The sequence below is a fragment of the Endozoicomonas sp. OPT23 genome (assembly GCF_009653635.1).
Classification (GTDB): Bacteria; Pseudomonadota; Gammaproteobacteria; order Pseudomonadales; family Endozoicomonadaceae; genus Endozoicomonas_A.
This window is the reverse complement of sequence record NZ_PPFD01000009.1, coordinates 121,485-146,590: the sequence shown is the minus strand read 5'-3', so window position 1 is coordinate 146,590 and position 25,106 is coordinate 121,485. Positions and strand designations below refer to the sequence as shown.

Annotated in this window: 17 protein-coding genes; 12 read left to right on the top strand and 5 right to left on the bottom strand. The window is 46.0% G+C overall.

What is annotated here, in order from left to right; genetic code table 11:
- Positions 1-30 precede the first annotated feature (30 nt).
- The gene (locus tag EOPP23_RS20025) at positions 31-906 is read left to right on the top strand and encodes an NAD(+) kinase (protein ID WP_153767770.1); all 876 of its coding nucleotides are present in this window, start codon (positions 31-33) and stop codon (positions 904-906) included.
- A 57-nt stretch (positions 907-963) separates the two neighbouring features.
- Positions 964-1,842: a rhomboid family intramembrane serine protease gene (locus EOPP23_RS20020; RefSeq protein WP_153767769.1), complete on the top strand. Its 879-nt coding sequence runs from the start codon at positions 964-966 to the stop codon at positions 1,840-1,842.
- 180 nt (positions 1,843-2,022) lie between these two features.
- Here the strand turns inward: EOPP23_RS20020 and EOPP23_RS20015 are convergent, their stop codons facing one another.
- Together EOPP23_RS20015 and EOPP23_RS20010 are read right to left on the bottom strand one after the other, a co-directional pair.
- A complete protein-coding gene (locus EOPP23_RS20015; protein WP_153767768.1) occupies positions 2,023-4,026 on the bottom strand; it encodes a hypothetical protein in 2,004 nt (667 codons plus the stop codon).
- A gap of 489 nt (positions 4,027-4,515) precedes the next feature.
- Positions 4,516-6,267 (bottom strand): PLP-dependent aspartate aminotransferase family protein, encoded by a 1,752-nt coding sequence (locus EOPP23_RS20010; RefSeq protein ID WP_153767767.1) that lies wholly within the window; start codon positions 6,265-6,267, stop codon positions 4,516-4,518.
- A gap of 221 nt (positions 6,268-6,488) precedes the next feature.
- Here EOPP23_RS20010 and EOPP23_RS20005 point away from each other — a divergent pair, with 221 nt between their 5' ends.
- The 3 genes from EOPP23_RS20005 (at position 6,489) to pepN (ending at position 10,381) form a co-directional block, all read left to right on the top strand.
- Positions 6,489-6,755 carry a DUF1315 family protein gene (locus EOPP23_RS20005; RefSeq protein ID WP_153767766.1) on the top strand — a complete coding sequence of 89 codons (267 nt, stop codon included), beginning with the start codon at positions 6,489-6,491 and terminating at the stop codon, positions 6,753-6,755.
- Positions 6,756-6,807: 52 nt separating this feature from the next.
- Complete coding sequence (locus EOPP23_RS20000) at positions 6,808-7,647, top strand: DUF2797 domain-containing protein (protein WP_370514838.1); 840 nt, start codon at positions 6,808-6,810, stop codon at positions 7,645-7,647.
- A gap of 88 nt (positions 7,648-7,735) precedes the next feature.
- A complete protein-coding gene (gene pepN / locus EOPP23_RS19995; protein ID WP_153767765.1) occupies positions 7,736-10,381 on the top strand; it encodes an aminopeptidase N in 2,646 nt (881 codons plus the stop codon).
- A 112-nt stretch (positions 10,382-10,493) separates the two neighbouring features.
- Here the strand turns inward: pepN and speB are convergent, their stop codons facing one another.
- Both speB and EOPP23_RS19985 read right to left on the bottom strand, forming a co-directional pair.
- Positions 10,494-11,474, bottom strand: coding sequence for an agmatinase (speB, locus tag EOPP23_RS19990; RefSeq protein ID WP_153767764.1), 981 nt, complete (start codon positions 11,472-11,474; stop codon positions 10,494-10,496).
- 269 nt (positions 11,475-11,743) lie between these two features.
- On the bottom strand, positions 11,744-12,658 hold the full coding sequence (locus EOPP23_RS19985; RefSeq protein ID WP_228550814.1) for a LysR family transcriptional regulator: 915 nt from the start codon (positions 12,656-12,658) through the stop codon (positions 11,744-11,746).
- Between the two features lie 174 nt (positions 12,659-12,832).
- Between EOPP23_RS19985 and dctP the strand changes: the two genes are divergently transcribed.
- The 7 genes from dctP (at position 12,833) to EOPP23_RS19950 (ending at position 23,254) form a co-directional block, all read left to right on the top strand.
- The gene (gene dctP, locus EOPP23_RS19980) at positions 12,833-13,849 is read left to right on the top strand and encodes a TRAP transporter substrate-binding protein DctP (protein WP_153767763.1); all 1,017 of its coding nucleotides are present in this window, start codon (positions 12,833-12,835) and stop codon (positions 13,847-13,849) included.
- A 156-nt stretch (positions 13,850-14,005) separates the two neighbouring features.
- Positions 14,006-14,662 (top strand): TRAP transporter small permease, encoded by a 657-nt coding sequence (locus EOPP23_RS19975; protein ID WP_153767762.1) that lies wholly within the window; start codon positions 14,006-14,008, stop codon positions 14,660-14,662.
- A complete protein-coding gene (locus EOPP23_RS19970; protein ID WP_153767761.1) occupies positions 14,659-15,939 on the top strand; it encodes a TRAP transporter large permease in 1,281 nt (426 codons plus the stop codon). Before EOPP23_RS19975 ends, EOPP23_RS19970 begins: the two co-directional genes overlap by 4 nt.
- Positions 15,940-16,136: 197 nt before the next feature.
- Complete coding sequence (locus EOPP23_RS19965) at positions 16,137-18,167, top strand: DUF1302 domain-containing protein (protein WP_153767760.1); 2,031 nt, start codon at positions 16,137-16,139, stop codon at positions 18,165-18,167.
- A 13-nt stretch (positions 18,168-18,180) separates the two neighbouring features.
- On the top strand, positions 18,181-19,557 hold the full coding sequence (locus EOPP23_RS19960) for a DUF1329 domain-containing protein (RefSeq protein ID WP_228550813.1): 1,377 nt from the start codon (positions 18,181-18,183) through the stop codon (positions 19,555-19,557).
- Positions 19,558-19,771: 214 nt separating this feature from the next.
- Positions 19,772-20,836: a YCF48-related protein gene (locus EOPP23_RS19955; RefSeq protein WP_228550812.1), complete on the top strand. Its 1,065-nt coding sequence runs from the start codon at positions 19,772-19,774 to the stop codon at positions 20,834-20,836.
- A gap of 57 nt (positions 20,837-20,893) precedes the next feature.
- Positions 20,894-23,254, top strand: coding sequence for an RND family transporter (locus tag EOPP23_RS19950; protein WP_153767758.1), 2,361 nt, complete (start codon positions 20,894-20,896; stop codon positions 23,252-23,254).
- Positions 23,255-23,379: 125 nt separating this feature from the next.
- Here the strand turns inward: EOPP23_RS19950 and EOPP23_RS19945 are convergent, their stop codons facing one another.
- Positions 23,380-25,029, bottom strand: a complete 1,650-nt coding sequence (locus EOPP23_RS19945) for a hypothetical protein (protein ID WP_153767757.1) — start codon at positions 25,027-25,029, stop codon at positions 23,380-23,382.
- Positions 25,030-25,106: the final 77 nt, after the last annotated feature.

Genomic DNA, 25,106 nt, shown 5'->3' with positions numbered 1-25,106 from the left:
CTCAGGTTGGAATAACAAGTGATTTAACCTATGGAACAGTTCAAACGGATAGGCATTACCGGCCGTCAGGGGCGCTCTCATATCGTTGATACCCTGAAGCGTCTGGTAACGTTTCTGGAGTCAAGGAATGTCGATATTGTTGTCGATGAGAGCCTGTCCGATATTCTGCCGAGTCCACAGACGAAAACCTTTAGCCGCAGTACTATGGGACAAAACAGTGATCTGGTCATCGTCATCGGTGGTGATGGCAGTTTGCTGGGCGCAGGCAGAGAACTCTCTGCCTATGATGTGCCGGTACTGGGTGTAAACCGTGGTCGCCTGGGCTTTCTGACCGATGTATCACCGGATGAACTGGAACCACGCATTGGCGAGATTCTTGATGGACAGTATTCCATGGAAAGCCGTTTTCTTCTGGAAGCGAGAGTGGAGCGTGATGGTCAGCTGATTGGTCAGGGTGATGCGCTGAACGATGTGGTTCTTCATCCCGGTGTTTCTACCAAGATTATTGAATTTGAACTGTTTATTGATGACCAGTATGTCTATTGCCAGCGCTCTGATGGTCTGATTATTGCCACTCCAACGGGCTCAACCGCCTATGCTCTGTCCGGTGGTGGCCCGATCATGCATCCCAAAATTGACGCGATGGTTCTGGTGCCAATGCACCCCCACATGCTGACCAGCAGGCCGCTGGTAGTGTCTGGTGACAGTGAGCTGAAGCTGGTGATTAATGAAGGCAATGAAATTCATCCCCGCATCAGTTTTGATGGTCAGGTGGATATAAAGCTGGCCCCGGATGACACTATTACCATCAGCAAGAAAGCTAAAAAATTGAAACTGGTGCACCCGATGACCCATAACTTCTATGAGGCCTGTCGCTCCAAGCTACGCTGGTATCAGCAGAACTGAACGAAAGCTGCGCTTAACAGTCCATACTGATAGTTATTATGCCGCAATGAGTGAAACATGCATCGAGCCCTAGAAATACCCGCTCATATTGATTTAAGTCCTCTGTCCTGGTTTTTGTACCAGCAGGGGATTCCCCACCAAATTTCCGAAGAAGCAGGCCAACAGGTGCTCTGGACGCCAGGGTCTGAACAGGGGGCACAGGTTGTTCAGATTTATCAGGACTGGACATCCGGTGACCTGGAGTTGGCAAAAGCGCCGCCGAGAAGAGGCGCAGAAGTTGGACGTATTCTCAGTAGTATTCCATGGCGACTTTTGCCAGTTACCTTGCTGACTGTCGTTGTCTGTTTGCTGGTGGCGCTGTTCAGTAAACTGGGTGAAAACCTTCAGGCGATTGCTCACTTTACCTTTGTCGATTTTCGAATTGCCGATGGCTATATCTACTTTGCCCGCCTGCCTCATACCTTTTCTACTCATGAGTATTGGCGAGTATTAACACCGGTCTTTATTCACTTTGGCTTTCTGCATCTGGCCTTTAACCTGATGATGTTTTACTCCATTGGTGGTCGGATTGAACGTCATCAGGGTGGCATTCATCTGGCTGGGTTGATTGTGTTGACAGGTTGCCTTTCCAATTATGCCCAGTATCACTTTTCTGATGGTTCATCACTGTTTGGTGGCATGTCCGGAGTGATCTACGGATTGCTGGGTTATGGCATGATTCGCGAGCGAATTGATAAAACTTTCAATATGGCACTGCCGAGCGCTATTTATGGGTTTATGATTTTCTGGCTGGCTTTGGGCTATACAGATCTGTTGGGACCAGTGCTGGGGAAGATGGCTAACTCGGCTCATCTGGGTGGGTTGTTGTCGGGTATGGCATTAGGGCTGTTAGCTGGGCTGTTCTTTAGGTCCAGGCTGGAAAGCAGCCAGGAGTGATATTCCAAGGTGTTCCTGCCAGGTTTTTATTTCTGCTCGGAGCTCATTCCGCGCGCTAGAGAGGGTTGTTCTTTAACTCATGTGTAGATATGGATTAAAAAGTACACGACTGTAGACAGACTCCGGTTGTATACCCCTGGTTATTCTTCCGAGGTTTTAGTTCAGTCAAGGAGATCAGTTTTACAACAACGGTTTGGGTGCTAGGTGTTGACAGTAATATTCAGGTGAGATTCCAAGACGGTCGTTTGTGACCTCTCCACCATTGTAAAGCAGCAGTTCCTTGATATCTCTGGCTTCAGGACCACAGGCGAAGTACAGAGGTGTTCTTTGCTTCTCATCCTGATTATTCACTGGTATTCCTTCTTCCAGAAAGTGAGCTGTCAGAGCAAAATCATTTAGAGTAACGGCTATATGCAGTTTGCTGGTATCCCATTGAGGTAACGGAGTGAATGATAGAAGGAATTCCTTGAGCTTGTTATATTCATCGCTTCCCAGTGGTTTTGCCATGTTCATAGAATGGATAATTGCGCGGGAACTGGTTCCAGGATTGTTTGTTTTTGACAAAAAATGCCTGAACGTATTGCCATCAACCACATACGAAAGTGGAGCATAACCAAAATCGTTGATCTGGTTGATATCCATGCCCATTTCATCAGCTAAGTCAAATAGCTCGATAGAGCCGGATTCAGCAGCTAAGTGAAATAAATTATTACCACGGACAAGGAAGATTTCTGGATTTTCCGTAACTTGTTTGATCAATTGTTGATAGGTGGCGTTATTTCCGTTCAGTTTCATTAAATTTAAAATTCTTGAAAAATTCGACGGAGTTAATTCGAACTGTTTTGTTAAAAGTAGCTCAATAATCTCTACGTTTTCACTGAATACAGCTTTATCTAATAAAGTTAGGTTGTACTCATCTTTAGAAGAAAGCTTTAACCATAAGTCAGATGTTTGAATCGAGAGTGTATTCAGAGAAAACTGAAAAAAATGATGATTCTTTTTATCTATAAAAAAATCAAGTAATTGTACTTCTGGTATCAATTGAAAACGAATCAATGAATTAATAATCTTGTACGCCAAGTTATCATGAATATGGCCGTCCCTAATATCTTCTAAAATTCTACTTAGATAAATTGCGACCCTTTCTGATCCTTCTTTGCGAAGAACTGGTATCATAATATTATCTAAAAAATAATTGATATAAATTGGTCTGTATACATGGGGATTTACTATTGTCTCATTAGCAAGTTGAAACCAATAATTAGGGTTGTTTTTTAGTTGATTAAGATGAAATAGTTCCAAACGCTGAAGCTGTTCCCCGTTATATGTTATACTCTCACGATCCATAACTAATCTCACTTCTAGCTTTAGCCCCTCACCGCCGCTCATGTATGCATAATCGAACAACCTCCTGCTGACCCAGAAAGGATAATTCTTGGGAGAACTAATATGCCGTGAGTGATTATTCTGATCAAAAAAAGTAACCATTTTATTGTCTAATTTCAGCGCAGCAGCATGACCAGAGTTACCGAATTTTGCAGGGAAGTGCAATTGAAAAACAGCGTTGTTAAATTGGGAGCCAAAATCAGTCAACCACTCTTCCACCTTGTCAGGTGACTCGAATGTAAAGGTTAATTCTTCTGACATACGATACCGACCTGTTTCAGCAGCATTCAGGCTTATATGACTTCTGCAACTCTTATGATATTGGCTGTGTTGTTCTTCGAGTATCCACGCAGCGGTCTTAATATAGTGAGCAGTAAAAGGTGATATGCGACCAAATCTTGTTAGTGAATCATGTTTTCTAAAATCATACCCAAAGGTTTTACAAAAAATACTGTAAGCTTCCCACCGCTGCGAAATAGCAGAAATTTCAAGTCTGCCGATTTCATCCAGTGTGTTTAAAATGCGGGTATCTTTATTGGTGGCACTGTGTAGAAATGCGCAAGTGAGCCCATAGCATATTCCTCGGCCATAGAGGTCGAAATCAAAAAAAGGTTGAGCCAGATGCACAAGATTATTAATCAGTCGATTAGAATCGTTATCGTTATGTAAGCTATTCACCGGCAGTCTGTAACGGACATCAGCAGGCAGAGCGAAATAATCTTTTGTGTCATCATTATCATCAGAAGCAACGGCCGAGCTTAATAAAAATATAGAAATCAGAGAGGCTAAGTACTTCATTATAAACGTCCTGTTTTTGTATCCTAGGGTTGCTTTTGGTAGATTTAATAGAGATGTTGTTTTGATTGCCAATATTAGAAATAGTTCCCTTTCTTTGCGTAACTTAGTTTAACGAAGTTGATGATATCTAGAAAAACAGCCGTTTGGGGTGGCTAGTAGGCTTGATTATGAACTCCGAGTATTTAATAAGGTTGTTTCTGTATCTGATTTTAAAAAGTTCATATTTCATCGAGCGGGGTTGTAGATTTACAATAAATACCGTCAGATTTTATAGAGGAGTGGCTGACTCTTTCAACATGATTTACTGAATCATATCTCGGTACATCGACATGGATCATAGAAACATCTGTAAGAGTGAGGATGTTGTCGGGGCAATTTAATCTGAGTGGGTCGAATTCCCCGCAGCTTGCTGCGAACTACTCAGAACTAACTTGATACCCCGTAGCTTGCTGCGGGGTAGTTCATTGATATATCAAAGCTTCTATCTGGCTAGCTTTGCTCGATATGCTTCTGGTGTATTTCCAAATAGATTTCCTGATACAGCTTTTCCAGCTGTTGATCGAACATAAACTGGTTGGAAAAGCCTGCCTGAACCGGATCAATAAACTGATCAATACAGGCTTTAAAGTGCTGTATCAGGTCAATGGGGTTTTCATCCCCCATAGCGATACGAATCGTCGTCAGATAAATTCCGGCATCTTTTTGAGCGGTTTCATCCATTTCTGAGTGAGACGTTAGTGCTGGGCAAAGAATCAAGGTATTACTTTGGCCAAGGCTGACCATATGGCCAAAGGCTGGCTCCAGTGAATCAAAGAAACGGACAAAAGCTTCCCGTGGAATCCCTGCTTTTTCCATATCGATACTGAACAGTGGACTGGGCAGACCGAGATACAGCAATTTTTCTCTTAGTTTTGAATTGTGATGATTCTCCAGAGCATGACTGTTTACGGTAATCAAAGGATGAGAATCCAGGTAGCGGCTGAACACCAGAGTATTAATGCATTTGGTCAGCATCCGGCCTTCCAGCGTCTTCAAGCCGTTCATAACATCAAGCGCTTTATCTGCATCCAAAAATGCGCCCTTGATGTAATAAACATCCCAGAACAAGGTGTTCTCCCAACTGATACCATCATGCTGGGTGCTCTTGGGTAGAAACATTCGCTTGTTCTCACCGATAATGCCGCCCGCGGTAGCAGAACCGGAGCCGGAAATATCCTTGGTGTAACTGTGAATCACCCAGTCAGGTCGTTTGCTCTTTTCTTTCTGTCGCAATGGCCGGGAGAGAAATGGTGTAGCCAGGGTGGAGTCCAGTGCCACCAAATGACCTTTGTCGTGTGATAGCTGACAGATGGCAGGCACGTCGAGCATATTGCCATGAGGGTTACAGGGAGATTCCAGATAAACCAGAACCTTTTTGCCCTGCTTAAGCTGCTTCTGATACTTCTTCTCTACTTCATCCAGTTTCTGTTTGAACTCATCTTCCGTGAAACCATCAAACCATTCCAGTTGCACATTCAGGCGGTCAGATCGTGCATAAAAATCCTGCATCAGCTGAAAGGAACCGCCGTAGACATTCCTTGAAGACAGTAAGACATCGCCGTGACGCAGTTGGTTACTCAGCAGGGCATCAATGGCTGCCATGCCGCTGTTGAAATTCCAGGTCATATAGTCGCTGGCGTGCTCACCGGCTTCAAGAGCGGTGACGGTATTGGCTAAAGCGATAGAAGTAGGGTTTAGCAATCGACTGTAGATAGGGTGCGTACTTTCTCTGCCGGTAAAGGCATCTTCGACCCACTCGGTACAGGCGTAAAGGTAGGTGGCGGTTTTCACGACGGCAGGTGTCGCTGAAAACAGGGCGCCAACATTGGCAAACAGCGGGTAATCACCCTTGGCTGCTCGGCTACTGACACCCATATCCAGCGACTGGTAGGTCGCTTTCATGCTGGGCTGTAGCATATCGATCAGTTTTGCCAGTTGAAAACAAAGAAACTTTTTAGCATTAAACCGACTGATACGATCAATATTAGGAAGGCTGGATAACGCTTCAGTCAGTGCTTCCAACTGTTGAATGGCATCACTGGTTTGATAGAGTTTCTCTGAAGCGGCCAGCAGCGCCTTACCGAAGTCAGAGTTGGCTTTAATGCCAAAGTGATGAAGTTGTTCTTCAGCCAGTTCCGTAGAATTGTTAGCTGTAGAGGAGTTTCTGACAGGGGACAGTTTGTGCATGGTACTGTTGTCCATAGTAATGCTTCCTTGCTGGCTTTTGGTCTGGCAGAAGAGTAGTTACTATTAATAGAAAGTATCGTGAATAAATCAGCGATTCATCATGATTCGAATTAATTTTCACGACCTGTCTTTGCCTATAGCGACAGTGTGCTTTCTACCTAACTCTGCCTTTTGTTATTATTGAGCCTTTCTTCATCAAGCCATGTAATCGGCGAAATAACAAGAGTAGAACCACTATGCAATTTCAGGACCTTCTTAAGCAGATAACGCCGGAAATCTACAGTGTGATGAAAGAGTCTCTGGAGTTAAGCCGCTGGCCCAATGGTGACAAGATTACACCGGAACAGCGCGACAATACCTTGCAGGCATTGATTGCCTGGGAACACGACAATCTGCCGGAAGAAGAGCGTATCGGTTATATGCCGGTCAGCTGCAAGAGCAGCTCTAAAGACGCTGCCAGTGAACAGAAAGAGCCTGAAGCAACGCTGTTACGCTTTCAATAAGAGTACGTTTCAGTGAGTGAGAGCGCGTTTCAGCGAATTAAGGAATATACGATTGAGTCAGACAATATCCGGCCACCTGAGCAAGATGGCGAGCGAGCTGGTAACAGGTCAACCGGTTTCCTATCAGCTGCTGTTCGGTGATCAGCAAGTCTCTGCTAATGATCTGATTGGCAAAAAAATAAGGCTTGAGTTTGCCGGAGCTATTAATTGCTCCAACTGTGGTCGCAAGACCAAAAAGAGCTACAGCCAGGGTTACTGTTTTCCCTGCATGAAGAAACTGCCTCAGTGTGACACCTGCATCATGAGTCCGGAAAAGTGCCATTATCATGAAGGCACATGCCGTGATTCCGAGTGGGGCGACAAGTTTTGCATGACAGACCACATTGTCTATCTGGCCAATTCATCCGGTCTGAAAGTCGGCATTACTCGTGCCACCCAGATTCCCACCCGCTGGATTGATCAGGGTGCTACTCAGGCGTTGCCGTTTATTCGTGTAGCTACACGACAGCAGTCTGGTCTGGTCGAAACCATGTTCAAGGAGTTTGTCAACGACAAGACCAACTGGCGGGCGATGCTGAAGGGCCCTGCTGAAACCATTGACTTGAAAGCAGCCGCGGAAGACCTGTTGCAGATGAATAAGTCCCGCATTGAAGCGTTTCAGGAACAGTTTGGTCTGCAGGCCATACAACCTATTGCAAACCCTGAACTGGTAGAGATCGACTACCCTGTTGAGCAGTATCCGGTTAAGGTAACTTCAGTAGGCTTTGACAAACTGCCGGAGATTGAAGGGGTACTGCAGGGGATCAAGGGGCAGTACCTTATTCTGGATACGGGTGTAATCAATATCCGTAAACACACGTCCTATCAGGTCAGTCTGTCTGTATCTGAGTAAGTATCCGGAAATACCAAATCATAAACTTTTTGCCCGCCGAAGGCGGGTAAAAAGTCATTTAATGATACCAGACAACACAGGTTAAATAATGAAAGACGCTCAACCCAAAGCGATTTTCCTGAAAGATTACCAGGCACCTGACTACTGGATTGATACCACGGATCTGACTTTTGACCTGCATGAAGATCATGCGCTGGTGACTTCCGTATTGGGTGTTCGCAGAAATGATGATCGTAGTGATGGCTCCTCTGAGATGCCAAACCTGTCACTGGTCGGCATAGATCTGGAACTGGTTTCTGTGGCTGTTGACGGTCAGGAACTGCCTGCTGACACTTATGTAGCCAGTGCGGATCAACTGATACTGCCTGTTAAAAGCCAGGCCTTTGACCTGACCGTTGTTACCCGCATTCGTCCTCAGGAAAATACGTCTCTGGAAGGACTCTACAAGTCCAACGGTATGTTCTGCACTCAGTGTGAAGCCGAGGGTTTCCGCAAGATTACTTACTACCTGGACCGCCCGGATGTGATGTCCAAATTCACCACTAAGGTGACTGCTGATAAAGGCCGCTATCCGGTTCTGCTGTCTAACGGTAACGATATTGTCCGTGGTGATCTGGACGACAATCGTCACTTTGTTACCTGGGAAGACCCGTTCAAAAAGCCAAGCTACCTGTTTGCGCTGGTGGCCGGTGATCTGGAAGTGGTCGACGATACCTTCACCACCATGACCGGTCGTGAAGTAAAGCTGCGTATCTTCACTGAAACCCACAATATTCATAAGTGCGACCACGCCATGGTTTCCCTGAAGAAATCCATGAAGTGGGATGAAGAAGTCTATGGTCGTGAATACGATCTGGATATCTTTATGATCGTGGCGGTGGACCATTTCAATATGGGTGCCATGGAGAACAAGGGACTGAACATCTTCAATTCGTCCTGTGTTCTGGCCAGTTCAGATACCGCCAGCGATGCCAGCTATCAGCGTGTGGAAGCTATTGTTGCTCACGAATATTTCCACAACTGGTCCGGTAACCGTGTCACCTGTCGTGACTGGTTCCAGCTCAGTCTGAAAGAAGGTTTCACGGTATTTCGTGATGCCGAGTTCTCTGCGGATATGAACTCCCGTGGTGTTAAGCGTATTGAAGACGCCACCATGATGAAGACTGCGCAGTTTGCTGAAGACGCTGGCCCGATGGCCCATCCTATTCGTCCGCAGTCCTTTATTGAAATTTCCAACTTCTACACCCTGACCATCTACGAGAAGGGTTGTGAAGTGGTTCGTATGATTCAGACCATTGTTGGCAAGGATAACTTCCGCAAAGGTTCCGACCTCTACTTTGACCGTCATGACGGTGAAGCAGCGACCTGCGAAGATTTCGTAAAAGCTATGGAAGACGCTTCCGGTGTTGATCTGACCCAGTTCCGTAACTGGTACAACCAGGCAGGTACTCCGGTGTTGAACGTCACAGACAGCTTTGACCAGGCATCTGGCAAGTACTCACTGACCATCGCTCAATCCTGCCCGGCCACTCCGGGTCAGGATACCAAACTGCCTTTCCATATTCCTGTAGCTATTGCCCTGCTGGATGCTGAAGGTAACAACCTGCCTTTGAACAGCGCAGGCGACACTGAACAGGTTCTGCACCTGAAAGAAGCAGAAGAAACCTTTGTTTTTGAAGGTCTGTCAGCCAAACCTCTGCCATCCCTGCTGCGTCAGTTCTCTGCGCCGGTTAAGGTGAAGTACGACTACAGTCGCGATGATCTGGTGTTCCTGCTGAAGCATGACTCCGACAGTTTTAACCGCTGGGATGCCGGTCAGCGTCTGGCCACTGAGGTGATTCAGGAAATGGTTTCAGCACAGGCTGAAGGCAAGAGCGTTGCTCCGGACAGCAAACTTATTGCTGCTATGGGCGCTGTGATTGCTGATCAGCAACTGGATATGGCGGTTAAAGCCCGCATGCTGGTGCTGCCAACAGAAGCCAGCCTGTCTGAACAGGCGGAAGAAATTCAGCCGTTGTTGATTGCAGAAGCACGCAGTCAGGTGAAACAGGCGATTGCAGCTGCTCATAAAGATGCGTTGTTGGCTCTTTATAATGCTCTGGAACAGCAAGGTGATTACCAGCCTGTTGCATCTGATATTGCTGAACGTTCTCTGCGTAACACCTGCCTGGCTTACCTGACCGAACTGGATGAAGCAGACATGCTGAACCTGGCGGCCAGTCAGTACGACCAGGCAGCTAACATGACCGATCGTAATGCTGCGCTGGTGGCTGCTATCAATGCCAGTCATCAGGACAAAGCGGTTACAGATCGTCTGCTGGGTGACTTCCTCAATCGCTTCAAAGATGACGCGGTGGTAATGGATGGCTGGTTTGCTATTCAGGCGTCCAGCTCTGTGCTGGGTACGCTGAGTCATGTGAAGGCGTTGATGGAACATGACTCTTTCGACAAAACCAGCCCTAACAAGCTGCGCAGCCTGATTGGTGGTTTTGCGGCCGGTAATATGAAGCGTTTCCACGAAGGCAATGGCGAAGGCTATGAGTTCCTGGCGGATATGATCATTATTCTGGACAAGCAGAACCCGCAGGTTGCAGCCCGTCTGATGACGCCACTGACTCGCTGGAAGAAGTATGAACCAGAGGTTCGTGAGCGCATGAAGAAAGCACTGGAGAGAATCAAGGCTGTGCCTGACCTGTCTACAGACATCTTTGAAGTGGTGACCAAGAGCCTGTAAGGCAGAGTCGCTTGAAGGCTTTTGTATAGGTTAGAAAGCAATCAGGAACATGAACTGTTCATGTTCCTGATTTTATCTGGAAAGACAGAGTTTTTGTTTTTTAGGTTGCCAGTCAGGATGACTGTCTGGCTTTTTCTGCTCTGGCATGAAATACATAACCCAGAAGGTTCAGCAGTACCTGGGCTGCAAGGATACTGGTGGTGTTACTCTGGTCATAATCCGGAGCGACTTCACAAAGATCAATACCTACCACTTCTCCCTGATGCGCGACCTGCTGTAGTACTTCCATAACTTCATAATACTGAAAACCGCCATGGCTGGGTGTGCCAGTACCTGGAGCGATTGAAGGGTCGAAACCGTCAATATCAATAGTGATGTAGTAATTCACGTCCTTTGGAATCAATTCCATCACTCCCTCCACACCCAGACGACGCACGTCTCTTACGGAAAGAATGGTTGAGCCCGCTTCTTCTGCCAGCTTGTGATCGGAGCGGTTGGAAGAGGAAACATTGCGAATGCCCAGCTGAGTCATACCGCTGATATAGCTTTGCTCTGATGCCCGGCGCATGGGGTTGCCATGGCCATAACGTACGCCATGGCGCTCATCGACAAAGTCGAGATGGGCATCAATCTGGATAATATGGATAGGACCTTTGTTTGCGTATTGCTCAAAGGCCCGGATGCAGGGAGCATTAACGGAATGGTCACCGCCAACAGTAACGGGCAGAGCTCCTGCTTCCAGCATTTTACGAACGCCGTATTCAATATTGGCGTGACTTTTTTCAGTATTGGTGTGAACCATGTCGGCATCACCAATATCTACAATATTGACACCTTCCAGGTACATGGTGTCTTCTTCATAGGAGTAAGCACCGCCATGACCAAACGAAAACAGGGTTGAAGCTTCTCTTACGGAACGGGGACCCATACGGGCACCTGAGCGCCACTGGGTTCCGCAATCAAAGGGAGCGCCCATAAAGGCGACATCGGCCTTGATATTATCCCAGTCTTCACAGGTCCGGCTTTTGGCAAAAGTACAGAAACCGACAAATGGAAGGTTTAGACGACCTTTTTCGTAGGTATTTTCGCTCATTATTATTATTCCTGTTTCGCATCTGCACTGCTGGTGAAGCAGTGTTGAAACAGGAGTATTGCAAAGATGGTTTCATCAAAAAATATAAAAGTTATGATGCTTATATTAAAAAATCTAATACGAAATAAGGGTTATTAAGGACTTGACCTGAATTAAGTCTCAAACTACTCCGGCATTGATAAGTACTCAGGCATTTGAATTCGTATGTCATTTCCCCGGCTACGGCGGGGAAATGACAATCTAATATTCGATTACGTGTGTTTACACACTTATAAAACCGGCTCAAGCCTTTCTCTGGTATCCAGAGCAGGAAGTGTCGTTTTTATATCTTCCAGAAAGACTGAGACAATATTGCGTATCGAAGGCGAATCTCTCATAGCCAGATAAAATGATGAATAATGACTGAGGTTCAGATGATCAATGGCTTTCATTTCTCCGCTATCCACCCAGCTCTGGGCGTAATGCACTGGCAGAAATCCCATAAACTGACCACTGATGATCAGCATGGCCTGAGCCTCCATATTGCTCACATAGGCAGTGTTTTTAATGCCGGGCAAATCCGGGTTCTGCATATAGGCGCGGCTGGAAACCCTGTGTTGCTGCAGGGTTTGCCAGTTAATCTCATGCTCGGAAAGAGAAAACAGTGGATGTTGTTTACCGCAGTAAAAGCGATGTTCTTCTTTATGCAGTAGTTCATAACTCAGGATGCTGTCTCGCCGTTGAAAAGGGCCAATGCCGATTTGTATATGTCCGCTGATTAATTGTTGCTCCAGTGCCTCGGGGGGCAGGATTTCCAGTTTAATGGAAACATCGTTCTTTCGACTGAAAAACGTCTCGACAGCCTGATGCAGAGGAAATGCCTGATTAGTGATGGTGTTATCAATCAGGCCAATTCGCAGGGTGCCGGTGAGATTATTTCTAAGTTCTCCAAGTTCTGCTTCAAAGTCAGAAATATTATTAAGAACAAGACGGCACTTATCGTATGCAAGTTCGCCCTTTTCAGTCAGACTGAAACCGCTCCTGCCTCGATGACATAACTGAAACCCCAGTCTTATTTCCAGATCACGAATATGAGTGCTTATGGCGGGCTGGCTCATTCCCAGTGCCGCCTGAGCACTGGCAAAGCCACCACACTCTACAACGGTGCAGAATGTGAGCAGGTGTTTCATGGAATACTGAGTCATAGTCTTTTATTATCATTTGTTATGCAGACTCAAGTTACATTAACTTTTATAATATATACATATAGTTTTTTATATTTTTTAATATATGCACTTTTGCAATACTGGCCACAGCATCCACGTTGCTGTGATCGAAATCGCTAATAAAAATAAACTCTATAAAGCGAGGCCTTCTCGATGTTCAAATTAGGGACAAATTTTCGCAAGCTGACTGCATCTGCTGCGATATTTATGCTTCCGTCGTTGTCTATGGCAGAGGAATGGAAGTTTGCGATTGAAGAAATTCCTGGGTCTATCATGGACTCCTACGCTCAGGAGTTTAAACGCAGAATTGAAACCAAAACCAACGGCGATATTACCGTCAATGTCTATCCCCAGGGCTCTCTGGGAACGCCGACAGAAATAATCGAACAGACTGCTGACAGCGTCGTGCATTTTTCCAATGTATCTGTTGGTAATCTTGGAACATTTGTTCCCGAGTCACAACTCTTCCTGCTGCCCTACACTTTGCCTTCCGATCCCAAAGCAATATCAGACATGCTGACTACCAGTGATGTTATCTACAAGGATCTGAGCAAGGATTTTTCCAGTAAAGGGCTGCAACTTCATACCATGTACTCGGAAGGACCACAGGTCTGGACGACCAATAAGGAAGTGAGAAAGCCTGCAGATCTCAAGAACTTCAAAATGCGAGTCATGGTGTCGCCTATTCTGCTGAAAGCTTATGAGGACATGGGAGCCAGCCCAACACCACTGCCATTTGGCGAGGTTTATGGTGCTTTGCAGCTGAAGATAGTTGATGGCCAGATAAACCCGGTACCTACCATAGAAGAAATGAAATTCTATGAAGTGACCGACTATATGATCTGGGCGGGTGAGCAGGAACTGGTAACGACTGTTGTCTCTGGTACTGACTGGTATGAAACGCTTTCACCGAAAAAGAAACAGCTGATCAGTGAAACCATGACAGAAATGCGTGGCTTTATTGATGATGTAGTGGTGCGTTTCAATGAAGACAAACTGAACAAGATCAAGGCAGCCAAGCCGGGTATCCAGTTTGTGAAGCTTAATTCCGAAGAGCAGGCTGTGTTCAAGGAAAGAAGCAGTGCAACCCATGCGGCTTTTGATGATGTTGCGGGTAAACGTGGCCAGCAGCTGCTTAAAAACCTGTTAGCCGAGCTTGACGCTCAATAAGTGTTCACTTTGAGTGATCGACCAATACCCCAGGTTGATCACTCACTCTGCGTTAAGTACCCGACATACAAATTAGTGGACTATTCTCCCGCCGCGTGTGTCTACCTGCTTATATCTGAACCCTGTCTAACTACTTAGCTGTTCTGTGGGCCTTATATGTTTAAAGGTATGTCCGGGGTGCTGGCTCAAATCGATCTTTGGATAGGTCGAATTGAAGCGAGTATTCTCAGCCTGGCTATTATTGCCATGGCAACCAACTCGATCGCCAATGTCTTTGGTCGTTATGTCTTCAGTCAAAGTCTGTATTTCACAGATGAACTCAACCAGTTTCTGATTGTTATCATCACCTTTATGGGGTTGGGTTACATCACTCGAAAAGGCAAACATATTCGAATGTCCGCCTTTTACGATATGTGGCCTGCGAAAGTTCAGAAAGTGTCGATGATTGTGATTGCTCTGTTGACTGCAGTAGTAATGTTTACATTGGCCTGGTACGCACTTGAATATGTGCAAAAGCTTGAGCGTCGTGGCCGTGTAACGCCTGCCCTGCAAGTACCTCTTTATCTCACCTATATATGGGTATCTCTGGGTTTCTTTATTGCCGGTATACAGTATTTGCTTACTGCTATCAGAAACACTGATTTATCTGATGATACGGTGTTCATCTCTTATACAACAATTGATACCTATGATGACCCGGAAATAACCAGTGCCATACAACATTGTCAGACTGACATTGAGACTGATAGTGAGGCCAGTGACGGAACAATGGTTGAATCAAACCTTAATAAAAAGCAGGAGCCGAAGCCATGACGTTGGTAATGCTGGGTATCATGCTGGTTCTATTGCTTAGCGGCTTTCCCATGATGATGCCGTTGTTGTGCGCCGCTATTGTCGGCTTTGTTGTTTACTATCCCGATCTCAGTTTGCAGCTGGTGGTTCAGCAAATGATTGGCGGTGTTAAGCCGTCGGCCCTGATTGCAGTTCCTATGTTTATTCTGGCTGCAGACATTATAACCCGGGGTCATTCCGCTGATCGGCTGGTGGATGTCGTTATGCGCTTTATGGGGCATATACGAGGTGGGCTGGCAGTGTCGGTTACCACAGCCTGTGCCATGTTTGGTGCTGTATGCGGTTCGACCCAGGCGACAGTGGTTGCTATTGGTGGAGCCATGCGACCACGGATGCTGAAAGCCGGATACAATGACTCGTTTTCAATTGCCTTGATCATTAATGCCGCAGACCTTGCCTATCTGATTCCGCCTTCTATTGGCATGATCATTTACGGTGTTATATCAGGTACTTCAATTTCCGAACTGTTTATTGCCGGACTGGGTCCAGGGTTACTGATTATTGCGTTGTTTTCCATATACTGTATCTGGTACGCCAAACGCCATAATATTCCGGTAGAGCCAAAAGCCAGCTGGTCTGAACGCTGGGTTGCATTGAGGCGAGCCCTCTGGCCTGCCGGTTTTCCGGTCATCGTTGTCGGTGGTATTTACGGCGGTATCTTCAGCCCGACAGAAGCAGCAGCTATCTGTGTTCTTTATGCGCTGGTGCTGGAAATGGTGATCTTTCGATCGATCAAACTGAAGGATGTGGCTGATATAACCCTCTCAACCGGAGCGGTTACATCAGTGGTATTTATCCTGATTGCTGCCGGGGCGGCTTTCTCCTGGTTGCTTTCTTATGCCCAGATTCCACAGCAGATTATTGCTTCGTTGGGTCTTGAAGGTGCTGGTGTTGTAACTACGCTGATTGCTATTAATGTGGCCTTTTTTATTGGCTGTATGTTTGTGGACTCTATAGTCGTCATACTGATTTTAGTGCCCATCTTTGCTCCTCTGGTGAAAGCCGCAGGACTTGATCCGGTTCTGGTCGGTGTAATGATTACTTTACAGGTGGCTATTGGTGCAGCAACGCCGCCCTTTGGTTGTAATATCTTTACAGCAGTAGCGGTTTTCAAAAGGCCGTTTGTTGATGTTATCAGGGGAATTCCACCCTTTCTGTTTATCCTGTTTGTGGTCACTGTTTTACTGGCCAGCTTTCCGGAAATAGCATTATGGCCCCGTGATCTGGCATTCCGCTGAATAAGGATCTGCCCGGAAGTGATACCAAAGCCCCGAAAAGTTGATTTTCGGGGCTTTCTGTTGGAAGGTAAGAAAGATTGAGTGTTTTTTATACGCCTTATTTAAATCAAGCAGTAAACAGGAGTAAGTAATTGCTATCAGGGAAGTGACTCTCGGATAGCAGCAATAAAAACAATAATGACAGGGAGCCACTTGATATGGCTAACGTCCGTATACCTCTCCATTCCAGCCTGGCAGCATGGCGATATGGCTTTGCCCTGTCAGCACTCTCCACTTTGGTTTTATCAACACCCGTAACGGCTACCGAGTTTTCATCTGAAGACGGTGAAATTACCGGCGCATTCGATATGACGCTTTCCTATGGTGCTATGTGGCGGGTACAGGGCAGGGACACAAAACTCTACCGGAAAAGTACGACACCAGATCATGATGACGTTAATCGTAACGATGGTAACCGGGCTTTTGATAAAGGGCTGGTTTCTCAGGTGGTGAAAGTCTCAGCTGACCTGGAGGTAGACTGGCAGGAAAGATATGGGATGTTTATCCGGGGGACGGCTTTCTACGATACGGTTCTGATGGATACACATAACCGTTGGAAGCATACCAATACCGATATAGATGTTCTCTACCCTGACCAGTCTGGAACATACCCATACGGAGATGACTGGTCAAAGGATGTACTTGATGGTCAGGGTAAGGATGCAAAGATTCAGGATGCCTATATCTATGGCAGCTGGGATATTGGTGAAATGCCGCTGGATGTTCGCTTTGGTCAGCAGGTAACTAACTGGGGCGAAGGGATTTTCTACCGTGACGGGATTAATACCGTTAATGCCCTGAATGGTGCATCTTTCTCATTGCCGGGTTCAGAAATTAAAGATTTGCTGATTCCACAGAATGCGCTGTCGTTTAATTTGGGGTTGACGGATAACCTTTCAGTGTCTGCTTATTATCAGTTCAAATGGGAGAAGTCGGTTCTACCTGGGCGGGGCACTTACTTCAGCACCAATGATCTATTTGTAGAGGGTGCTACTAAAGGTTACAACCAGATATCAACGGGTCTTGCCTCAACCGCTGGCGGCTGGAAAGCGTCAGCTGCCGGGGCACTTGGAGATTATTACAAGCTTACCGGTATCAATACCAGTGGCGACTATATCGTGGTCGCAGATACTTCGGCTGAGCGGGACGCTGACGATGCAGGGCAATGGGGTGTCAGCTTCAAGTATTTCTCCGAGGAGCTGAACGACACCGAGTTTGGTTTTTATTTTGTGAATTACAACTCCCATGTTCCTTATATAGAAGCCCAGCTTGCTGATGGTGCTGTAGCCAAAGCGATGGCCGCAGTAACAGGAGCAGGCAATGCTCAATTACAGGCTGCACTGGATGGTTATTATTCAGGAGTAGCGGCCGCAACGGGTAAAACCAAAAATGCAGTAATAGGCGGAGTTGCAGGAGCGCACATACTCTCTAACAGTCTGAGTGCTATTCGAGTTTTTCCCGAAGATATTCAAATGTATGGCATCAGTTTTAACACTGCTTTTGGTACAACCTCCATTGCCGGTGAGTTAGCCTTCAGACCCAATGCTCCCATCTGGATTGATCACCCCAATGATCTGATTGATGGTTTTAAAACTAATTTGCCGCTAATCATTGCCGGTCAGGATTGCTTTCCCAACCTTTCCCAGAGACACCCTGATTTACAGTATTGTTTGAGCAATGGTGCTTACAACAACTATGAAGAAGCCAAGCTCTGGTCAGGTTCACTGGTCTTTATCGAAAACTTCGGCCCCAGACTTGGTTTTGATGGCCTCTACGGAATATTCGAGCCTGCCTTTGAATATATAGATGGCCTTGATGACTACGACAGTTATTTATCAACGGCATCAGGCGCCTATGGTACTGCCTTCAAAGATGACTATACGCCTGAAAGCGATCGTCTCGATAAATTCAGCTGGGGTTACACAGCTGTACTGAACGGTGAACTCAACGATGTTTACGCAGGAATCAACCTCAGTCCTTATCTGATCTTCAAGCACGATGTCAGCGGTAACTCACGCAGAACGGGAAATTTCCATAAGGGACGGAAAGCCGTCACGATTGGTGTAAAGGGGCTTTATTTACAGGCCTTTGAGGCAGGGTTGTCCTATACAAACTTCTTTGGTGCTGAACGAACCAACTCGATCAATGATCGGGATAATATTGCCTTCAGCCTCAAATATTCGTTCTGACAGGGAGAGCATGATGAATAGATTCAAACTGCATCACTTACTTGCCCTGACAGTTAGCTTGTCAGTCTCATTGCCAGTGTTTTCTGCTGTGGATGAAGCCAAAGCAGCGCAGCTGGGTAAAACACTGACGCCTGTCGGTGCAGAAAAGGCCGGTAATAAAGCGGGTACTATTCCTGCCTGGACCGGGGGGCTGAAAAAAGAACAGATTCCAAAAGAATTTGCTTCTGGTAATCATTATATAAACCCCTGGCCCGACGATAAGCCGTTATTCACCATTAACAGCAATAATATTGATAAGTACCGGGAAAATCTTTCAGAAGGGCAGGTCGCCCTGATAGAAACCTATCCTGATACTTTTAACATGCCGGTCTATAAAAGTCGCCGATCAGCTATTCAGCCTGAAGTGATTTATGAAAATACCAGAAAAGCAGCAGTCTCTGCACAGCTGCTTGATGGCGGTAATGGTTTTAAAGGGGCTTATAACGCTTTCCCGTTTCCAATACCAAACAATGGTCTGGAAGCGCTCTGGAATCATATTGTTCGCTATCGTGGTCATTACGCTATAAGGCGGTCGTCGGAGGCGTCAGTCCACCGGAATGGCAGCTACTCGCTGGCAACTATTCAGCAGGAAGCTCTGTTTAATTACAACCTGCCCGATGGCTCAGAAGAAACCCTGAATAATATTATTTTCTACTATCAGTCCATGACCCGGTCACCCGCCCGGCTGGCGGGTGGTGCAGTACTCATATATGAAACCCTGAACCAGGTATTGCAGCCCAGACAGGCCTGGGCTTATAACGCCGGTCAGCGTCGGGTTAGAAGGGCGCCCAACCTTGCTTATGACACACCTATTGCTGCCGCCGATGGGTTGAGAACCGCAGATGATACCGATATGTATAACGGTGCTCCCAACCGCTATGAGTGGAAGCTGCTGGGTAAAAAAGAACTGTATATTCCCTACAACAATATTGAGTTAACCAGTCCGAAACTGGAATACAGCGATGTGCTGGGTGTTGGCCATCTTAATCCGGACCATACCCGTTATGAACTGCACAGAGTCTGGGTGGTGGAAGGTAACCTGAAGCCAGGTGAACGACATATCTATAAGAAAAGGGTTCTCTATCTCGACGAGGACAGCTGGGGGGCAGCTGTTGTCGACCAATACGACAGTCGTGGTGATTTATGGCGGGTCAGCATGGCTTACCTGATGAACTATTATGATGTGCCTACCACCTGGACCGGACTTGATGTTTACCATGATCTCCAGTCCCGTCGCTACAATGTTCAGGGGCTGGCGAATGAGCAAAATAATTTTGTTCAGCTTAACCTGCCAATTCCTCCTAGGAACTACTTCAAACCTTCATCACTGCGCAGAAGAGGCAAACGATAAAGGCTTTGTAGTTGGTAAGCACTCTCATACTGCAAACGGAGTAGGAAGAGTTGTGGCATTGATAGCATGCTGAATTGTACAAATTGTAGTCATACGACAGTGAGAATGATCAGAGAAGTTGATATATGAAGTATATTGAATTGGATCGCTTGTCTTAATTTGTATATAATCGCACGCCTTAAAACCACAATTATAATAAAGCTGAGAGATTGGCATGTCTTTATACCCTGAACAAAAAGTACAGAATAATGGAATATTCGGGCCTGGTCAGACAGGTAGGGGTTTAAAAGGATCTTTCAGATTTGCTCGCAGTTGTCTGGTTGCTGCAGGACTGGTTCTTGCATCAGTAAGCCATGCGGCGGACGTCAAATCGAATGAAACCCGTTCTGCTGAAATAAGCGACAAGGCTGTAACATCCTTGTTGATTGACGTAAGTCGTGCCGGTGAAAGTCCACGACTGGTGACTGTGGGAGACCGTGGTCATATCCTCTACTCCGACGACAACGGTAAAAACTGGACCCAGTCGAAAGTACCGACTATCCAGATGCTGACCGCTGTTCACTTTTCTACTGCCAAAATCGGTTATGCCGTAGGTCATGACGCTATTGTTCTGAAAACAGAAGATGGCGGTGAAACATGGACTCGTATGTACGACGACCTGTCTCTGGAAGCACCACTGCTGGATGTCTGGTTTCGTGATGTAAACAACGGTATTGCTATGGGTGCTTACGGCACCATTCTTGAAACCACGGATGCCGGCAAAACCTGGAACGACATTCGTGACCGCATCGAGAATGAGGAAGAACTTCATTTTAATGCTATTTCTGGTGATGACGAAGGTAATGTCTACATCATTGGTGAAGCAGGCATGATCTTTCACTCCGGTGATTTTGGTAAAAAATGGACGACACTGTCAGGCCCTTATCAAGGCAGCCTGTTTGGTGTAACGGCGGGTCGTGGAGAAGTACTGATTCATGGACTGCGTGGTAATGCTTTTAGAAGTACTGACAAAGGTCAGAGCTGGAAGAAAATTGAAGCCAGAACGGCTGAAGCTCTGTTTGGTTCAGCCATTCTGAAAAACGGTAAGAATATTCTGGTAGGTAACTCCGGTGTATTTGTTACTGGCGAAACAGGCGTCTGGAACAGCATTAACCGTAAAGACCGGGTAACACTCAGTGCGCTGGCACCCAGTGTTGATGGAAATATTGTGACTGTGGGACAGGGGGGAGTACACCTGATGAGTCCAAAAGGCGAAGCACTTGTTAAGAAACAGCCATAAGTCATACATCTGACTTATTAGTAACAGAAAAACAGAATAACAAACCGAGGCTGTATCATGTCATCGAACCATACTAACAGCGAGCCTTTGCTGGAAAGGCTCATTTTCAAGAATCGGGTGCTGGTTTGCGTCTTGTTTCTTGTGGCTACTATCTTTTTGTCCTGGAAAATGGTTTCCGGCCTGAGAGTCGATGCCAGCTTTACCAAGATGATTCCATTGAATCATCCCTTTATTCAAAACATGCTCGCCAATATGGATGGGGGTAACTCCGGTAACACCATTCGTATTGCGGTAGAAAACAAAAATGGCGATATCTTCGATGCTGACTATATGGAAGCATTGAAAGACCTGAACGATGAAATCTTCTTCCTGCCGGGCGTTGACCGCTCCAAGCTGCAGTCTCTGTGGACACCCAGTGTCCGCTGGACTGAAGTAACCGAAGAAGGTTTTGCTGGTGGTCCGGTTATTCCTTCTACATACAATGGCGATGCCCAGAGTATGGAAGACCTGCGTCGTAATATTCTGCGTTCCGGACAGGTTGGCCAGATTGTAGCGAACGATTTCAAATCCAGTATTTTGACAGCACCTCTGTTCGACTTTAACCCTGAAACCGGTAAAGCTCTGGACTATCAGGGACTGTCTGACGAGCTGGAAAAGATTCGTGAAAAATACGACGAGCGCGGTGTCAGCCTGAAGATTGTTGGTATTGCCAAAGTCTTTGGTGACCTGTTCGCCGGTGTTGAAGCCATCGTACTGTTCTTTATCATGGCGATTGTGATTACAGCACTGATGCTGTTTATCTACTCCCGTTGCCTGCGCAGTACACTTGTGCCGCTGTTTACCTCACTGATTGCGGTGGTATGGCAAATTGGTTTGCTGGCAACCTTTGGTTACGGTCTTGACCTTTACTCTGTTCTGGTACCTTTCCTGATCTTTGCCATCGGTGTCAGCCATGGTGTCCAGATCATCAACAGTGTCGGTGTCGAAGCCGCTAATGGTGCTGACAAAGTAAGTGCAGCACGTCGTGCGTTCCGCAGCCTGTATATTCCGGGCATGGTTGCTCTGGCTTCCGACGGTATTGGTTTCCTGACCCTGTTGATCATTGAGATTCAGGTCATTCAGGATCTGGCTGTTACCGCCAGTATCGGTGTTGCCGCTATTATCCTGACTAACCTGGTTCTGCTGCCTGTATTGATGTCCTATGCCGGTTCCAGCAAGAAGTCTGTTGCTCGCATTAAGGCCAAGCAGGCTGAAACAGGTGGTATCTGGGCGCTGTTGTCTAATTTTGCCCATCCAAAGGTTGTTCCGGTTTCTGTGGTTATCGCTATCCTCGGTTTCGGTTTTGGTGTGTATAACTCTAAAGACCTGAAGGTAGGTGACCTTGACCCGGGCGCACCGGAATTCCATCCGGATTCCCGCTATAACCTGGACAACAACTTTATTACCGCTAACTACTCCACCAGTTCCGATCAGTTTGTGGTAATGGTGACGACCGGTGCTGAGCAGTGTTCTACCTATCCGGTAATGGAAGCCATGGACCGCTATATGTGGAACATGGAGAACGTTAAAGGCGTTCAGCAGGCCATCTCTCTGGTGACTGTTTCCAAGCAAGTGGTTAAAGGTCTGAACGAAGGCAATATCAAGTGGCAGACACTGTCCCGCAATCCGTACGTTCTTAACAGCTCTGTTTCCAGTGCTGGTGGATTGTTTAACGCTGACTGCTCTCTGGCGCCTGTCGTTCTTTATCTGGACGATCACAAGGCCGAGACTCTGGAACGCGTTGTTGCCGCCACTGAAGCTTTTGCCGCTGCCAATAATAACGATGATGTGCAGTTCCTGATGGCCACCGGTAATGCCGGTATCGAAGCTGCGACCAACCAGGTTATTGGCAAGGCTCAGACTGAAATGCTGATCTGGGTATACCTTGTAGTGAGTGTGCTCTGTCTGCTGACCTTCCGTTCCTTGCGTGCGGTGTTCTGCATCATTATTCCTCTGGGTCTGACCTCTGTACTCTGTCAGGCATTGATGGCCTATCTGGGCATTGGTGTTAAGGTTGCAACCCTGCCAGTAATTGCATTGGGTGTGGGTATCGGTGTGGACTATGGTATTTATATCTACAGCCGCCTGGAAAGTCTGTTGAAGGAAGGCATGTCATTGCAGGAGGCTTATCACAAGACACTGCAGATCACGGGTAAGGCAGTAACCTTTACCGGTATGACTCTGGCTATTGGTGTCGGCACCTGGATCTTCTCACCGCTGAAATTTCAGGCCGATATGGGTATCCTGCTGACCTTTATGTTCATCTGGAACATGATCGGTGCGATCTGGCTGCTGCCAGCGCTGGCTCGATTCTTTATCAAGACAGAGGTAACAACCTCAAAAAAGCCTGAAGCGGAAGCCGGGCTGACAACAGCCTGATAGCCAAACTTGGCTTGAGATAAAAAATAAACCGGTTGTCTTATGGGTGGCCGGTTTATTTTTACTTCCTGAATCTGATATTGAGATTAGTAGAGGCATTTGAATTTATAAGAAAACGTCATATGTCATCGAACTGATTTCGTCACCTTCCGGACAGAACCATTCTGGTCAACAAATGTAGTGACCTCGTTTCCAGGAATGTACTTTCCATAGAGCCGTTTATTGATTTTTTGTAAAAGAGTTGAGCGTGAGCTTTCATCAAGATGAACGTGTCTGCGTGTAGTGTCAATACCATAAATAATGCCATCATAAGCAGTAACAGAGACTGACCTTTTGCTTAATGAGGCCCAGGTACGAGCAAATTGATCGGCGGCGTTTTCCTTGCGTGCATATGAGCTTAAGGGAGAAAATTTCTTAATGGGTGGTGTAGCGGTGTTGCAAGAAAATAATAAAAAGCGTGTTGGGGTATCGGCTTGTATTGAAAGCGGAGAGAGTTTTTTAATTAGTATACTAGCGAGCTCAGAACCGCTGTAACCACCAATGCTCAAAACAGAGCCATGAGCAGAGATAATGAACAGTATTTTGCCAGGTTCAAATGAACCAGAACTTTTCGATAATGTTTCTGTTTCAGGATCAAATAGAAATGAACTTGAATGAAAGGGTAAATCGTCAAAAATATTTAGCTGAATATGTTTATCCTCCTGTACGTCAATAAGGCATACATGAGTTAACTCTTCTTCGGCAGAGAATGATTTCAAGTTAGCTTGAGACCATGCTTTCAATTTTTTTAATAATTCATCACTTAGTGAACAGAGAGGGTCATTGACAATAAGGTCACATAACCCGACAGGAGAGCTTGAATATTCAAGGTATGCGAATTTTTGAACTTGATGTTCAATTGCATTCATACCTTCCTGGCTCTTCAATTGCAGGTCTAAATCGAATGTACTTTTTAACCAGTTAAGTAGTTCTCTATCAAATGAGCCCATTTGGTTGTTTTTTGAAAGAAACAGAAGTATATGCTCTCCTTTACTATTTAGTTGGCTCAAATCCGCTCCAATATCCCCTAGCTTTCTCAGTAAAGACAACTGTGTTCTAAAAAAAACCGGATCTCCATTAGGTTCAATTCTGTTTATTAGCTTTTTTATATTGGTACCGAGAGATTTCAAATACTCCAGATTGAAGTCAAATTCAGTCAGGCTACATCGTAAGAGGAGTTGCTCGCCGAAGCTCATTTCTAATGGACTGGTTTTGTCTATATCAACACCGAATTGAAACAGACGATCCATTGCTTCTTTATTTTGTACTTGAGAAAACAAAAGCCAGAGGTTCTCTTTTATATCCGGATTGGATGAACGCTGAATTACAATCTCTATAAACGCATTTATATGAGTAGCAGGTAGCTGTCCAATTTTTCTGACTATTGATGGAAGAAAGTCCAGATCACAGTTTCCTGCCGTCCATTTTACGAGCCTTAAAGATTGTGCACCTGACAAGTTATGAGATTGCTTCAGTAGTCCGGAAATAACGGCTAGGTTCTCTTTCTTGTTAGATACACTGGTTAGCATCGCCAATACTTGCTCATGGCTGATCCCTATAACTGTACTGAGATGCTTAGTCAGCAAGGGAGGCTGCTCTTCTTGAGTGGTAGGTATTTGTTTATTCGCCTCTACGGAACGGATTTGTTCCTTAGACGTCGGTGTAGCTACTCTCTCACCATAGGGCGAATACTCAACAGTGGGTGGCAGCTTAAAGGTTCGTATTGATGAATCCATAGCTACTCCTATTAATTTCCGTTTATAGTTCATGCTTTGATCATTTACAGGAAATTTTGTTGCATTTTTTTGTTAGA